The following is a 15630-nucleotide window of genomic DNA, read 5'->3' on the forward strand; positions in this document are numbered from 1 at the left end:
AGGGCTTCGCCCTAGCTATCAGTTCTTAGCTATCAGCTATCAGCCGGCTAAGACTTGGCTTTAGACCTCGCCGCCAGCCATTAAAGACCACCAAGCTCATGTTGGAAGAGGCTTTATTTAAACCGGCGGAGCTTAAAAGTAAATACCTGGCGATTGGAAATCGCGGCTACACAGGCAAAACCCACCTCCGTGGGTTTATTAGTAGGTTGGGTTAAAGGCGCATGAATAATATTTATGGTTGATTAATCAACCTTTATATAATCAAATCTTTTCAAAAAGCCCCAACTCATCAAACTTCTGTATTCATATTCCTTCACAAACCCGTTACCCAACTTTACATATTTTTTTTAATTGACAGTATTCTCAATTAAGCCACGAGATTACAATACTTTCCGCTGTAATATGCTATTGTTATTCTTAGGGAAGCAGTTTACTCAGATTTTAATTTCCCCACAGTTTTAAACTATAAATCTCTTCACAGAATAGCAATTAGCCTGATATTTGCATCATTTATATACTACAAAGCTGAAGAATCATTGAAAAATGTTCGTAGTTAATATGAAGCGATGTAAATTCTATTGTGATTAATCAGACAAAAAACAGTTTGTTCAAATACTGGTATTGACAAAAAAACCGTTTTACTATTTTGGATTTTGGATTAAAAATCTTAATTAAGAGTGAGGAGTTATGAAAATTGAATTCTTCCCCCTCTACCCCCTCTCCCCCTCTCCCCCCTCTCTCCATGCCCAATTACCAATGCCCCATTCCCCCACCCTTCATATAAACTTATAACTATTGTGGAGAAGGTGCTATGGCTGAAGGTTTCAAACTGCCGAGATGGTTAAGTTTCGGGTTGGCTTTTCCGTTATTTATTTTAAATGCTTGGGTATTGCTTGGGGTGATAAAATATCTTCAACCCTTGGTAGATATAGTTATTGCAGCGGTATTGCTGGCTTTTGTTTTAGAGTATCCGATTGGTTTTTTCCAAAAGCGAGGGGTAAACCGTAATTTAGCGACTGCGGGAGTGTTGTTGTTAGCGATTGTAATAGTCGTAGTTTTAGGAATTATAGTTTTACCGTTAATTCTCGAACAGGTAAACGAATTAGTTAATATACTGCCCAATTGGATTGATTCTGGTACGCAACAGTTACAAACTTTTCAAAATTGGGCTGCTACTCAACAGCTACCAATTAACCCAAGTGGTTTACTTCCCGATATTCTGGAAAAATTATCTAATCAAGTGCAAAGCTTGAGTGGAAGGATAATAGGTTTAGCTTTTGGTACAATCGGCAGCGTTTTAAATATATTGCTGACGGTAGTGCTAACTTTATACATGATTTTAAATGGCGATCGCGTTTGGGAGGGGATATTAAAATGGTTTCCTTCTCACATTTCTAAGCAGGTAAGCGAGTCTTTGAGTGAAGACTTTCAGAATTACTTTATCGGACAAGCAACTTTAGCTTTGATTCTGGCAACTGGGTTAACTTTGGCTTTTGTAGCGTTGCGAGTGCCTTTAAATTTATTATTTGCATTAGTTATTGGATTTTTTGCGTTATTTCCCTTCGGTACTGGTATTGGAATTACTTTGGTAAGTTTGTTGGTGGGATTAAAAAACTTTTGGTTGGGAGTTGAAGTTTTAACGGTAGCTATTGCAATTGACCAGTTTAATTATAATTTTGTTGCACCGCGTATTCTCAGTAAATTTACGGGACTGAATCCAGTTTGGGTAGTAATTTCGTTGTTGGTTGGTGCTAAATTGTTGGGAGTTTTGGGATTATTAATTGCGATTCCCTTAGCTAGCTTTATTAAAAGTGTTGCCGATAGTTGGAGAGATGGGGATTTTAATATTGTTGATAAGAAAGAATTAGAAGAATCAGAGTTAGGAGTTAGGAGTTAAGTTGTAGGTTGGGTTAGACGCTTTAATGATTTAGGGTTTGAGTTAACAATTTATATAGCGTCGTAACCCAAAATCTCTAACTATCGTATATTAATCAATATCTATAAAAAAAATGCCCTACAGTGATTTTACTCTGAGAAAGGTGAGACAAGATTTTAATTTAACGATTGTCGAACAAAACACCTTTTTAGATAATATTCAATCTCAACAACCAAGTCTATTCCTAGCTGAATTTATCAAAAAATATTTACCTTTAGCCTTAGCATTAAATACTGAGAAAGCTAGGTCAGAAATGTTGATTTGTCCTATATTACTAGAAATTAAAGAAATTTGTACATCTTCTATTAGCTTATTTTCAGGTAATGATTTTACAGTTGATGCATCGGTAGGACTTTCTGGAGTCTGTGATTTTTTAATTAGTCTTTCTTCCGAGCAACTTTTTGTAGAAGCACCAGCAATAGTTATAGTAGAAGCGAAAAAAGAAGATTTGAATGGTGGTTTGGGACAGTGTGTTGCAGAAATGATCGCAGCGCAAAGATTTAACGAAACGAATAATACTTCTATTCCGATTATCTATGGTACCGTTACCACTGGCGATCGCTGGAAATTTCTCAAAATTGAAAATCAAACCGTGACAATAGGATTGATAGAATATACTCTTCCCCCGTTAGAAGAAATTCTAGGAATTTTGGTTAGTTTTATTAAATCTGAAGACTTACAAAAAGCCCCCCTTTAAAAAGGGGGGTTGGGGGGATCTGAATATCTCTGGTAATAAATCATATTTTTGTATACTTATTTTAATCAAATTACTTAAATCGAAATTCCAGCTTTCCAACTGGGAATACTTTATTTTGAATTATTATCATTAAAATTATATGCCTGTAAATCAAATCATCGCTCAACTATCACCAGAGCAACAAGCGTTAATTCCAGTTTACAAGGAAAAATGGCGTAAAATTGCTCGTTCAACCCAGAGAATTGATAAAGAAAAAGCAGCAGAATCGGTAAAGGCAGCTTTTGAATTAATTGGTGAAACGGAACCAAAAGTGTATTTCTTTGACAGCATTTTTTCAGCTATCAACGAATATAACGATAACGATGATTTGATTTGCTTTGGTTTAAACGATAATTTGTTCTTCAAAGTTGAGATTTCCGTTAATTTTATTTGCTTGAATCTATCGATGAAGAAAAGTTTATTCCCTTAGATACCCAGAGAAAATACATCAAATTCGATTTATTAATTGCCGAATGCAGCTACTATGACTTTTGTATTTCCGTCTTAGATTATCCCCACGACGAACAAAGATGGCAGATTTTGCAAAATATCGTGATAAATTGTCCTTGGTTTTTCCCGTTTCAAGAAATTTGCTTTATATGTAATCGCCCGATTAAATTATCCTTCGATCGAGAAAACCGTCTTCATGCAGATGGTGAAGCTGCGATCGAACACGCTGACGGTTATAAGGTTTATGCTAATAGCGGGGTGTTATTGCCGGATAAATACGGTACTATTCCAACATCGGAATGGAAATCTCAATGGTTGCTGTCAGAAAGAAACGCGGAATTAAGAAGAATTTTGGTACAGGGAGTTGGTAACTACCGGATTTGTGAAGAATTGGGAGCAGTTGAATTAGATTCTTGGCAAGAATATACTTTACTAAAGATTGAGAATTATATCGAAGTTGATGAATGGGCTTCGCAAGATGCTAATGAAGCCATGCATTTATTAAAGATGACTTGTCCAAGTACGGGACATATTCATTTTTTAAGAGTACCTCCCGATATTAATTCAGCAAGGGAAGCGATAACTTGGGTTAATTGGGGAATCGATCCAGAAGAATTTGCCGTGCAAACTTGAATTAATTGTATTTATTGTAGGTTGGGTTAGACGCTTTTATCATTTGGGGTTTAAATTAAAAATCTACATAGCGGCGTAACCCAACATCTTGCGGGTTTATCCAATAAAGGCTGGTGTTGGGTTACGACACCATAAGTAAAGATGCTTGTAATAATCAAGTTTGGTTTTGGTGTCTAACCCAACCTACGAATTACATTTAGAAAATTTTATTCCAAAATTTATTCTAAAATAACAAGCAATTTGGTAAAATCCAAAAAATAAATGAGTTAACTATATTTAATCGAAAATGCAATTAAGTGATAATGCTCAACAGTTAGATTTATTTCAATTATTTAAACCAAATCTGGTAACTATCCAAACTAAATTTACTTTTATAGACTTATTTGCTGGGATTGGCGGATTTAGAATTCCTCTTTCAGAATTAGGAGGAGTTTGTCTGGGTTATTCAGAAATAGATAAAGAAGCAATCAAAACTTATCAGAAAAACTTTGTTAATAATACAGATTCAGATGAGTTGTTTTTAGGAGATATCAATAATATAAATAAATTACCTTTTGATATAGATGTTATTGTCGGGGGAGTTCCTTGTCAACCTTGGTCAATTGCAGGAAAATTAAAAGGTTTAGACGATCCAAGAGGTAAGTTATGGTTGGATGTTGTTCGAGTAGTGGAACTTAATAAACCCAAAGCTTTTATTTTTGAAAATGTCAAAGGTTTAATGGAACCTAGAAATAAAGGTAGTCTTAATTATATTATTAGCAATTTGACAACGTTAGGTTATGTAGTCAAATCTCAAGTATTAAATTCCTATGATTTTGGTTTACCTCAAGATAGAGACAGGATATTCATTGTTGGAATTAGAAATGATTTAGATAACTGTTGGGGTTTTAGCTTTCCGAAACCTTTAGATAAGAAAATCAAACTTCATGATGTAATTGATGGTATTGAAAAGAGTGATTTTGTCAAGAAAAAGTTTGCTCCAGAAGTGTTATATCAAGGTGGGAAAGTACCGGCTTCGAGAGGTAGATTTCAAAAAAAAGATGAACTAAATGATTTTTTTACCTTTGCTGATATAAGAGACGGACATACCACGGTTCATTCTTGGGATTTAATTGATACAAGTGCTAGAGAAAAGTTAATCTGTAAAGCGATTTTAAAAAATCGAAGAAAAAAAATTTACGGACCGAAAGATGGTAATCCTTTAAGTTTTCAAGTTTTAGAAAAAATCATCCCGAATCTTAATCAAGAAGAACTGGATATTTTAACTAAAAAAGAGATTCTGCGATTAGTTGAAGATAAAGGATATGAATTTGTTAACTCCAAGATTTCTTCAGGAATTGACGGAGTATCTAAAATATTTTTACCTCATGCTGATGCAATAGCAACTTTAACAGCAACGGGAACCAGAGATTTAGTGGCAACAGTCTCTTTAGAATGTCAACAGCCAGAATTATATAAACAAGATTTTATTCAGAAAATTTATCAACCAAAAAAATTTAAACCTTTAACAGCCCAAGATTATGCAAAACTACAAGGATTTCCCGAATCTTTTCAGATAGCTGACAGCGAAACAACAGCAAAACATCAATTTGGTAATGCGGTTTCAGTTCCAGTTGTTTATAATTTAGCGAAAGCATTGTTAGAATTTATTTTGTAATTTTTGATAATTTTATATAATTGATAATATGACAGCTATTAGCTCTAATACTAGAATTACAATTAAAGGTTATTTAGAAGGTTTTATTCAAGGGCTTATAGATGAGTATAAAGGACGTGAAATATTAAAGCCAGACGATGCAGAAGAATATTTATCCAGATTTTCATCTAAAGGTGAATTAAAACCATTTCAAGCAGCATTAATTCCTCCAGCATTAATACGCATCAATCAATTTGAACGCGGTTTAAGTACAAGGTTAGGAAATTCTATTGAAGAATGCGCTCGTTTAATTGCTCTTGAACATCATCAAGAAGCGCGTCGAGGTTACGATGTCAAAGCAGATGTAAGTCTTGCAGCATTCGCGGAAGCCGAGCGTCAAAAGGAAAATTATGAATCATCAGTTAAGACAGGAAAAGCTAAACCAACTTTAGCAGAAATGATAGCAGCAGTACTGCAAGCTAGACGCACTGATGATTTAGAAACAAAAAGCGTTCGTACAGACTTGTATATTGTGGCAAAAGATGGAACCGAATATTTTTTTGAAATTAAAGCACCAAAACCCAATAAAGGACAATGTTTAGAAGTTACACAACGTTTGCTGAGATTTCACTTATTACATGGTAAATCTCGTCCTCAAATTCAGGCTTATTATGCTATGCCTTATAATCCTTACGGAGCCACAAAAGCTGATTATAAATGGTCATATGCAAAAAAATATATGCCTTTTAAAGATGCTGTAGTTATTGGTAATGAGTTTTGGAATATTATTGGAGGAGAAACAGCTTACAGCGAATTATTAGAGATTTACTTAGAAGTTGGTAGCGAAAAAAGTAAGCATATGCTCGATACTTTAGCTTTTGGATTTGAATAATAATTTTGAAACATCCTTAATACTAAATGTAGGTTGGGTTAGACACTTTTACAATTTGGGGTTTAAATTAAAAATCTACATAGCGGCGTAACCCAACATCTTCTTATTTATCCATTTCGGCTAATGTTGGGTTACGACACCATAAGTAAAGATGCTTGTAATAATCAAGTTTGGTTTTGGTGTCTAACCCAACCTACCAACTACAACCTACAAACTTACAAAAGTCTTTTTCAAAAACAGTATATACACGTCCCAACAGGATTATATCAAAAAAATAATTTAAATTTTGACAACCTTTTTATACAGTAACGATAACAAGGTAATTTCGTTTATTAAATGACAAGACTTGCAATATTAATGATGCCATTCTCAATTAACTAAAAACTTGTAATTTTTTATCACAATCTATAGCTTCAAACCCATAAATTAGATTTTTAAACATTGAGTTTTATTAAGCAAAAAATTATTTGATACGAAAATTAAGTTTATAAAGCCGTATTTCAACGGTTGAGTAATTATTGTAGGTTGGGTTATACGCTTTTATAATTTAAGGTTTTAGCTAAGAATCTACATAGCCTCGTAACCCAACATCACCCCAAGTAGATATACCCGCAAGATGTTGGGTTACGACACCAGAGGAAAAATTCTCGTAACAATCAAGTTTGATCGAGGGTGTCTAACCCAACCTACAATTTACAAATTAAGAAAAATAGGTATTTTATTTAACTGCAATCAAATAAAAATAGTAATTATATTGAGAAAAAGCCGGAGTTATATAAATAGCAATTGTAAAAAATGCAGCAAATAACCTGTAGTCAACTTGATGTAGAGGGTTAAAACCCTCACTACAAACCTAAAGAAAAATAAATAAACCTTGAGTAGCTTCCGGATAATCTCGCAATCGGGTTATCATCATATATTGTCAGCTTGCAATCTGCATCAATATCCATGACTGCATCTAAGAACCAAAATACAACAACTATTACCGACCATCGCACGGTGGATATTAGTAAGCTGAGTCAGATGTACCAGCATTATATTGAAACTAAGGAAAAACATCCTCATGCGGTGCTTTTTTATCGGGTGGGTGATTTTTTTGAATGTTATTTTGAAGATGCTGTAACTTTAGCTACTGTTTTGGAACTTGTTTTAACTAGCAAGCAAGCTGGTGCTGATGTCGGAAGGGTAGCGATGAGTGGTGTTCCCCATCATTCTTGGGAGCGTCATGCTACTGGGTTGGTGGAAAAAGGTTATGCGGTAGTAATTTGCGATCAGGTGGAAGATGCTTCTCAAGTAACTGGTGGCAGATTGGTAAAAAGGGAAATTACCAGAATATTAACTCCCGGTACTCTTTTAGAAGATGGGATGTTGAAGGCAAGTCGCAACAATTATTTAGCCGCTGTGGTAATTGCGGGAGATAATTGGGGTTTGGCTTATGCTGATATTTCTACCGGAGAATTTCTAACTACTCAAACCAACGATCTAGAGCATTTAACTCAAGAGTTGATGCGATTGCAGCCGAGTGAGGTATTATTTCCTACCAATGCTCCGGATTTGGGTGCTTTATTACGACCTGGTGAGAAGTCTAATAGTTTACCCGAATGTCTGCCAACTTCGTTTTGTTATGCGTTGCGATCGCAAGTTCCGTTTTCCCAAGGTGAAGCGAGAAGTCGTTTATTACAAAAGTTCAAACTCCGCTCTCTGGAAGGGGTTGGTTGCGACCATTTACCGTTAGCCGTGCGTGCTGCTGGTGGTTTATTAGAATATTTGGAGGAGACGCAAAAGGAAAATAAAATTCCTTTGCAACCTTTAAGAACTTATACTTTTACTGATTTTTTAGTTGTAGATTATTCAACAAGGCGTAACCTGGAAATTACCCAGACGATTCGCGATGGTACTTATCATGGCTCGTTGTCGTGGGCTATGGATAGAACGACTACGGCAATGGGTGGACGTGCTTTAAAAAGATGGTTGTTGCAGCCGTTGTTGGATGTTAAAGGAATTAAATCCAGGCAAGATACGATACAGGAATTAACGGAAAATACAACTTTGCGTCAAGATTTACGCGGATTGTTAAAACAGATTTACGATTTGGAAAGGTTGTCTGGACGTGCTGGTTCTGGAACTGCAAATGCGAGAGATTTGTTTGCTTTAGCTGATTCTTTATCTAAGTTACCGCAGTTGGGTAATTTAGTAAAAGATGCTCGCTCTCCTTTCTTAAAAGCTTTGCAAAAAGTTCCGCCGAGTATGGAAGAATTGGCGGATAAGATAAAAGCTCATATTGTGGAATCACCGCCGATTCAAATTAAGGAAGGTGGTTTAATTAAAGAAGGGATAAATCCTTTATTGGATGAAAGAAAAGAATTAGTAGAAGATGACCAAAAATGGATTGCGAATTTAGAAATTGATGAAAGAGAAAGGACGGGAATTCCTAAACTAAAGGTTGGTTATAACAAGACTTTTGGTTATTATCTCAGCGTTTCTCGTGCTTTAGCCGAAAAAGTCCCCGATAATTACATTCGCAAGCAGACTTTAACTAATGAAGAACGATATATCACTCCGGAATTAAAAGAAAGGGAAGCGAGGATTCTGACAGCGAGAGATGATTTAAACAAGTTGGAATTTGATATCTTTCTTGCCTTAAGGGAAGAAGTTGGTTCCCTTGCCGAAACCATTCGCAATATTTCCCGTGCTGTCGCTGCTGCTGATGTGTTGTGTGGTTTAGCAGAATTAGCGGTATTTCAAGGTTATTGTCGTCCCGAAATGGTTGAAGGAAGAGAAATTACAATTATTGACGGCAGACATCCGGTAGTTGAACAATCTTTACCCGCTGGTTTCTTTGTACCAAATTCGACTTATTTAGGGAGGGAAGAAAATCAAGATCATGATAATAATCAAAATATAAATTCTTCTCCCGATTTAATTATTTTAACTGGGCCAAACGCCAGCGGTAAAAGTTGTTACCTGCGTCAGGTGGGATTAATTCAGCTAATGGCACAGGTAGGAAGCTATATTCCAGCTAGCTCGGCAACTCTGGGAGTGTGCGATCGCATTTTTACTCGCGTAGGTGCGGTGGATGATTTAGCTACCGGACAATCTACTTTTATGGTGGAAATGAACGAGACGGCGAATATTCTCAATCATGGTACGTCAAGGTCATTGGTATTATTAGATGAAATTGGTAGAGGTACGGCAACTTTTGACGGTTTATCGATCGCATGGGCAGTAGGAGAATATATAGCCACGGAACTTTTAGCCAGAACAATTTTTGCTACCCATTATCACGAATTAAATGAATTAGCATCTTTACTAGATAACGTTGCCAACTATCAGGTGACGGTAAAAGAAATGCCAGATCAAATTATCTTTTTGCATCAAGTTCAACCCGGTGGTGCTGATAAATCTTATGGAATTGAAGCCGGAAGATTGGCAGGTTTACCAGCAAAAGTGATAAAGCGAGCCAAACAGGTAATGGGGCAGATTGAGCAGCATAGTAAAATTGCGATCGGGTTGAAATCGTTGGATTAAAAGACCTAACCCCCTAACCCCCTTCCCTGCGAGGGAATGGGGGAAATTGAAAGCAGGAAATAATTAATTTCAAAGCCTCTCAAACCTAACCCCCGCGAGCCCCCTTCCCTGCGAGGGAATGGGGGATTTTCAAAGCCTCTCTCCTAAGAGGAGAGAGGTTTGGAGAGAGGTCATAGACAAACAATTTTACATAAGCCAAAATGGGTACATAAAAAACTAATTTGACATCAACTTAAATGAGTAAACCCATAGGTAAAAAGTCCTCTTCACGTAGCGAAGGAACCCGCAACATAGTTATCGGACAAAAAATAACATCAATAAAACTACAACGCGCTAAAGAACTTCGGCGCAATATGACACCAGAAGAAAAGATTATTTGGCAGAATTTACGGGCAAATCGTTTACAGGGTTTTCACTTTCGCCGTCAGCAAATTATAGATGGACTTCTTATCGATTTTTACTGTCATGCTGCGGCTTTGGTATTAGAAATAGATGGAAAAATTCATGAAAACCAAGTTGAATATGATGCAGAAAGAGATAAAGTTTTGTTAGCTAGGGGATTGCGTTTATTACGAATCAAAAATGAAGAAGTAAGAGATAATATTGATAAAGTTTTGAAAGATATTTTACAAGCTTGTCAGACCTAACCCCCTAACCCCCTTCCCTGCAAGGGAATGGGGAACAAGAAAGCCTCTCTCCTCGCAGCTTTAGTGGTTTGGAGAGAGGTCAAAATTTATCGTCAGACCTAAAACCCCCTTCCCTGCAAGGGAATGGGGAAACTGAAAGCCTCTCTCCTCTTAGGAGAGAGGTTTGGAGAGAGGTCAAAATTTCAATCCCCACAACGATCGCAAACACCCCTTACCGTCAACTCATATTTATCTACGGTTAATCCAGAACGAATATTCTTAAAACTAATACCTTCAACCTGCTCCCAATCAATATCTTCAATACTTCCACATTTGTTGCAGCGGAAATGGTGGTGGGATGCAACGTTAGCATCGTAACGACAAACACCTTCCTCTAATAAAACTTCTCTAACTAATCCCACATCTCTTAAAGCTTGAAGAGAACTATATATCGTAGCTTGAGAAGAAGTAGGGCTGTTTTGATTTAAACTAATTAATATCTGTTCCGCAGTTGGATGATCTTGACGATTAAGTAGATTTGAATAAACCGCAAACCGCTGGGGTGTTACTCGCAATCCCTTAGACTTTAAAGTTTGGACAATTGTATCGGCTTGTTTTTCCATATTTATGTTTGCTGTATTTTTTTATCAAAAGATAAAACTAATCCGAGCATAAATTTTTTGTATAAGTATTAATTTAACAAAAAACTAAAAATAACCAATGAGTAATTATCTCTATTGAATATTTTCTAAGTAAGAATTATTCTGATTTAGGAGTTAATCAAAATTTTGCTCAAAAATCAGGAGGTAACTATGCCTGCAATCGAACAGGTTCCTAACGTCGTTTTTAAAACTCGTGTCCGTGATGAGTCCGTTTCTGGCCCCAATCCTTATCGCTGGGAAGATAAAACCACTCAAGATATTTTTGCTGGAAAGAAAGTTGTAGTATTCTCTTTGCCCGGTGCGTTTACTCCCACCTGCTCTTCCAATCACCTACCACGCTACGAAGAACTTTATGATGAGTTTAAAGCTCAAGGTGTAGATCGAATCATCTGCGTTTCTGTAAATGATGCTTTTGTAATGTTCCAATGGGGTAAGCAAATTGGAGCAAAGAATGTTTACTTACTTCCCGATGGCAGCGGTGAATTTACCCGCAAGATGGGGATGCTTGTTGATAAATCAAATTTAGGTTTCGGATATCGTTCCTGGCGTTATTCTATGCTGGTGAACGATGGCAAGATTGAAAAAATGTTCATAGAGGCGGATTTTGGCGATAACTGTCCCACCGATCCTTTTGAGGTTTCCGACGCTGATACCATGTTGGCTTATCTAAAGGGAGATAAATCGGCTGGTGTTTCCCAAGCTCGTGCATTTGTAGGATAAGCGAAGAATTTTAGATTTTGGATTTTAACATTTGTTTTGGATTGGATTTTTCTCGTCAGTAAAATCCAGTCCAAAATCCTTTAAAAATCAAAAGACTTTTTTCATTCAGAATTAGATTAAGCTTTTAAACTATTTTTGATCTTAAAAAGTTAAAAATCTCTTTTAGTTAAATTCATTTTAACGCCAGTTTTTTACTTAAAAATTTCCCCGTTCCTTTTTTCAAATAAAATAAAAAAATTAAAAAATTAAAAAATTAAAATTAAAAATCTAGGAGTAGTGTTATGAAACTAACTAAAAAGAATCTTGCCGAGCGTGCGGATACAATATATGATGCCATCGTTGTTGGTGGTGGAATGGGTGGTTTATCAGCTGCAATTTATTTGGCTCGCTACGGTTTAAAATGTCTCGTAATTGAAAAAGGAAAGGGACGTTCGATATGGATGCAAGACTTGCGTAATTATGTCGGATTAAGCCCCGATACCAGCGGAGGTTCAATTGTCAATCAATCTACCAAGCAAGCTATTGAATGGGGTGCAGATAGCTTGCAGGGATTTGTGGAAGACGTTATCGATGAAGGTGATATCTTTACAGTTAAAACTAAAATTGGCAGAAAAGACGGTATTCCTACAGTATTTAGAAGTAAATATTTGATTGCTGCATCGGGTGTAATTGATGTTTTACCCGAATTAGAAAATATGCAGAACGTTTACGATTATGCTGGTTATACATTGCACGTCTGCATGATTTGTGATGGTTTTGATATGTGGGATCGACGTGCAGTTTTGATTGCAGGCAAAGAGTCTCAAATTAATGCCGCATTCGTGATGAACTGGTTTACACCTTATATCACCGTTTTGACTCATGGATTGTGTGAAGTGGGTGACGAAATGAAACAGAAATTAGCAGATTACGGTTATCCTTTGTACGAGCAAAAGATTGCTAAATTCTTGGGTGAAAAGCATCAAATGAGTGGTGTTGAATTAGAAGACGGTACGATAATTGAAGCAACCACTGGTTTAATTAATATGGGTTCGATTTACCACAATAAATATTTGAAGGGTATAGATGGATTGGAGTGGGATGGTGAAAACTTAGTCACTCATGATTTAGCTCAAACTACTCACGAGCGTATTTTTGCTCTAGGAGATTTGAAAAAGGGATTAAATCAAGTTTCTGTTGCAGTCGCAGATGGTACAATGGCAGCCACTCAAATCTGGCGAAATATACGCAGAGCAAGCGAGCCTCGGAAGTGGGTAGAGAATATTAGGTAATGGGTAATTGGGAATGGGTAATGGGTAATTGGTAGTTGAGAATTATTTCAATATGATTAACAAAAAACAAAAAGAAACCGGGAATATTCGGCTTGTTGAGATTGGTGCAAGAAGTCAGAATTAACTCACATCTTGCACCATTATCGTTAAGCCTACATTCCCGCCTTGTAAGCCGGAGGCTTTCTCGCAGAGAAATCAATTTCAAGGCTGATATAGGAAGTACGTTGAAACGCACTAAAAGCCTTGCTCAGTCCTATTTATAGATCCCAAATGGGTTCTATATAGCTGGAATTCAAGCTTGTTTACAAAACTAAATGTAGTTGTGTTTTTTTTGAGCCGACTTACTTATGGTAAAAATAATTAATAATTACGATTTAACTTTCCAATTAACTTATGCTGTTGGTAAAACACGCTAACTTGTGCAAAATCTGCAAATAATCTAAAATTATAGCCCGGTTATAAGCTAGATGATTGTTGATTTGGGAGCAACGCGAAAAAGGTTATTAAAATTTGGAACGAAAATATGCTATTTCAGGATGCGATCGCAGCTAAATTATCTAATTATATCCCACATTCCGCACTTCAAAATGTAGTACACAAACGTTACATGGTGATTTCTGAGTATAAGTAAATAATAAGACACGTAAATGTTCAGTAAACCCGCATTTAAAAATAAACCAAGAGCAAGGTTCCGGCAGGTGAAACATGGCTTCAATTTTCAATTACATAGCTTTTTTATCAATAAAACTAGCGTTCTAAGAGTGGCGATCGCCTCCTGAAATAGCCTCAGCATCGTTTGAGATTTTAGCGAAGAAAAAACTCTAAAATACTTCAAAACCTTTGCATTACCGTAAGAAGCAGTCAAATCCCCCAATAGTATATACATACCATAAAAAATAGCAAGTTCAAACTCCAGCAGAAAATTTTGAATTCCCTTTCGAGGGAAAGTTATTGGAAGATAATCGCTGGGTGATTATGGCTTCATTTTTTTTGCAATTATCATATATCCAAGTTCATGGTGTGATTACAAAGGCGCCTAAGTAAGGCAGTTTCATGGCTAATCACCAAAATTCCTACCTGATGCGCTCTTGCATATTGAATTACCACCTGCCAAATAAGGGCTTGAGTGTTAGCATCTAGCATTGCCGTCATTTCATCTGCAATTAAGTAGCGTGTGAAAGAATTGAGCGATCGCGCCACTGCAATCCTTTGCAACTCACCCCCACTGAGTTCATGAGGATAGCGATTGAGCCAACTTTGGTGAATGCCTAAAGCAGCTAGTAAATCGTCTGAAGGCGGCTGTCCTTCTGCTAAAATCTTGCTAATTCGCCAGCGTGGATTAACAGCTAGTTCAGGGTTTTGAAAAATCATCTGTACAGGAGAATAACTACTGCTTGGTAAGGATTGACCGTTACAAGTTACCTTTCCTTGAGTCGGTTGGAGATATCCAGCCAGGAGTTTACCAATTGTGGTTTTCCCCAAACCACTTGGCCCAGTCAAACCCACAACTTCGCCTTTGGCTAATTCCAAACTAAAATCTTGCAAAATCCACCTTTGCTGGGAATGGTAACGAAAAGATAAATGTTCAGTTTTCAACATGAATACACCTTACGGGAGCGTCCCGCACAATACTAATTTGGGGTCTAGCTTCCAAGCAAGCTTCTGTTGCTAGGGGACAGCGGTTGCCAAATAGACAACCAACAGGTAAATCCTCTGGGCTGGGTTGGCTACCAGGAACTGGGATAAACTCATTTTGGGGAAGCGACCGCCATAAAGCTTGGGTATAGGGATGACGTAGATTTCCAGAAGTAAAATCACCAGCTTTCGCCACTTCTAGTGTTGTCCCTGCATAAAACACAGCCACTCGATCCGCCACTTGCAAGGCTGCTTCTAAGTCATGGGTAATTAAAATTACACCTTTACCCTCGTTAGCAAGTTTCCGCAGATGATTCAACGTCTCCACTACCACCTCTGGGTGAAGCCCAGGAGTAGGTTCATCTGCAATTAATAACTCAGCACATCCTATCGCCGCTGTAGCAACCAGCACTCGCCGTGCCATACCTCCAGAAATTTGAAAAGGATACTGTTGTTTCACCAATGCAGCCAGACTATAACGGTCAAATACTCGATCTACTTCTTGTTTGGCTTTTATCTTAGGTAATCCACTTAAACGACCTGCGCGATGCACCTGAGAGCCAACACGCATCAAAGGGTTAAGATAGCTTATGGACTGGGGAATCAAGGCGATTTGCTTTCCTCGCAACTGCGCTTGACGTTCTACAGTTAACGGTTCTCCCTGAAATATTATCTGTCCTGTTACTTGAGCGTTGTGCGGTAATATACCCAATATGGCATGAGCGAGTAGACTTTTTCCTGAGCCACTAGAACCAACAACTGCCACTACTTCACCAGCATTAACTTCTAAATCCAAGTCAGTAATTACAGTTAACTGCTTCTGGATCTGTCCTGCATCGTACATTGTGAAAGTGACACTCAGATTTTTTACTGATAACATATTAAAATTTTGAATTGTTGCCGTT

At 37.0% G+C, this 15630-nt stretch carries 13 protein-coding genes; 10 read left to right on the forward strand and 3 right to left on the reverse strand.

Annotation, left to right across the window (positions count from 1 at the left end; genetic code table 11):
• Positions 1-811: 811 nt before the first annotated feature.
• The 8 genes from ACM03V_RS27070 (at position 812) to ACM03V_RS27105 (ending at position 10458) form a co-directional block, all read left to right on the forward strand.
• Positions 812-1897: an AI-2E family transporter gene (locus ACM03V_RS27070; protein WP_414623906.1), complete on the forward strand. Its 1086-nt coding sequence runs from the start codon at positions 812-814 to the stop codon at positions 1895-1897.
• Positions 1898-2009: 112 nt separating this feature from the next.
• A complete protein-coding gene (locus ACM03V_RS27075) occupies positions 2010-2633 on the forward strand; it encodes a hypothetical protein (protein WP_414623907.1) in 624 nt (207 codons plus the stop codon).
• Between the two features lie 139 nt (positions 2634-2772).
• Positions 2773-3102 (forward strand): hypothetical protein, encoded by a 330-nt coding sequence (locus tag ACM03V_RS27080; RefSeq protein WP_414623908.1) that lies wholly within the window; start codon positions 2773-2775, stop codon positions 3100-3102.
• Complete coding sequence (locus ACM03V_RS27085) at positions 3063-3755, forward strand: DUF6745 domain-containing protein (RefSeq protein WP_414623909.1); 693 nt, start codon at positions 3063-3065, stop codon at positions 3753-3755. Before ACM03V_RS27080 ends, ACM03V_RS27085 begins: the two co-directional genes overlap by 40 nt.
• A gap of 286 nt (positions 3756-4041) precedes the next feature.
• Complete coding sequence (locus ACM03V_RS27090) at positions 4042-5412, forward strand: DNA cytosine methyltransferase (protein WP_414623910.1); 1371 nt, start codon at positions 4042-4044, stop codon at positions 5410-5412.
• Between the two features lie 28 nt (positions 5413-5440).
• Entirely contained in the window at positions 5441-6283 is an 843-nt protein-coding gene (locus ACM03V_RS27095) for a TdeIII family type II restriction endonuclease (protein WP_414623911.1), read from the forward strand.
• A 948-nt stretch (positions 6284-7231) separates the two neighbouring features.
• Positions 7232-9811 (forward strand): DNA mismatch repair protein MutS, encoded by a 2580-nt coding sequence (mutS, locus tag ACM03V_RS27100; protein ID WP_414623912.1) that lies wholly within the window; start codon positions 7232-7234, stop codon positions 9809-9811.
• A 236-nt stretch (positions 9812-10047) separates the two neighbouring features.
• Complete coding sequence (locus ACM03V_RS27105; RefSeq protein WP_414623913.1) at positions 10048-10458, forward strand: endonuclease domain-containing protein; 411 nt, start codon at positions 10048-10050, stop codon at positions 10456-10458.
• Positions 10459-10640: 182 nt separating this feature from the next.
• Here ACM03V_RS27105 and ACM03V_RS27110 read toward each other — a convergent pair whose 3' ends face one another.
• Entirely contained in the window at positions 10641-11060 is a 420-nt protein-coding gene (locus ACM03V_RS27110; protein ID WP_414623914.1) for a Fur family transcriptional regulator, read from the reverse strand.
• A 189-nt stretch (positions 11061-11249) separates the two neighbouring features.
• On the opposite strand from ACM03V_RS27110, the gene ACM03V_RS27115 reads away from it, so the two are divergent.
• Positions 11250-11819, forward strand: a complete 570-nt coding sequence (locus ACM03V_RS27115; protein WP_414623915.1) for a peroxiredoxin — start codon at positions 11250-11252, stop codon at positions 11817-11819.
• 281 nt (positions 11820-12100) lie between these two features.
• Positions 12101-13090, forward strand: coding sequence for an NAD(P)/FAD-dependent oxidoreductase (locus ACM03V_RS27120; RefSeq protein ID WP_414623916.1), 990 nt, complete (start codon positions 12101-12103; stop codon positions 13088-13090).
• Between the two features lie 999 nt (positions 13091-14089).
• Here ACM03V_RS27120 and ACM03V_RS27125 read toward each other — a convergent pair.
• Together ACM03V_RS27125 and ACM03V_RS27130 are read right to left on the reverse strand one after the other, a co-directional pair.
• Positions 14090-14689, reverse strand: coding sequence for an ABC transporter ATP-binding protein (locus tag ACM03V_RS27125; protein ID WP_414623917.1), 600 nt, complete (start codon positions 14687-14689; stop codon positions 14090-14092).
• Positions 14676-15605 (reverse strand): ABC transporter ATP-binding protein, encoded by a 930-nt coding sequence (locus tag ACM03V_RS27130; protein ID WP_414623918.1) that lies wholly within the window; start codon positions 15603-15605, stop codon positions 14676-14678. Before ACM03V_RS27130 ends, ACM03V_RS27125 begins: the two co-directional genes overlap by 14 nt.
• Positions 15606-15630: the final 25 nt, after the last annotated feature.

This window comes from Calothrix sp. CCY 0018, from assembly GCF_963920925.1.
In the GTDB taxonomy this organism is placed as follows: Bacteria; Cyanobacteriota; Cyanobacteriia; order Cyanobacteriales; family Nostocaceae; genus Rivularia.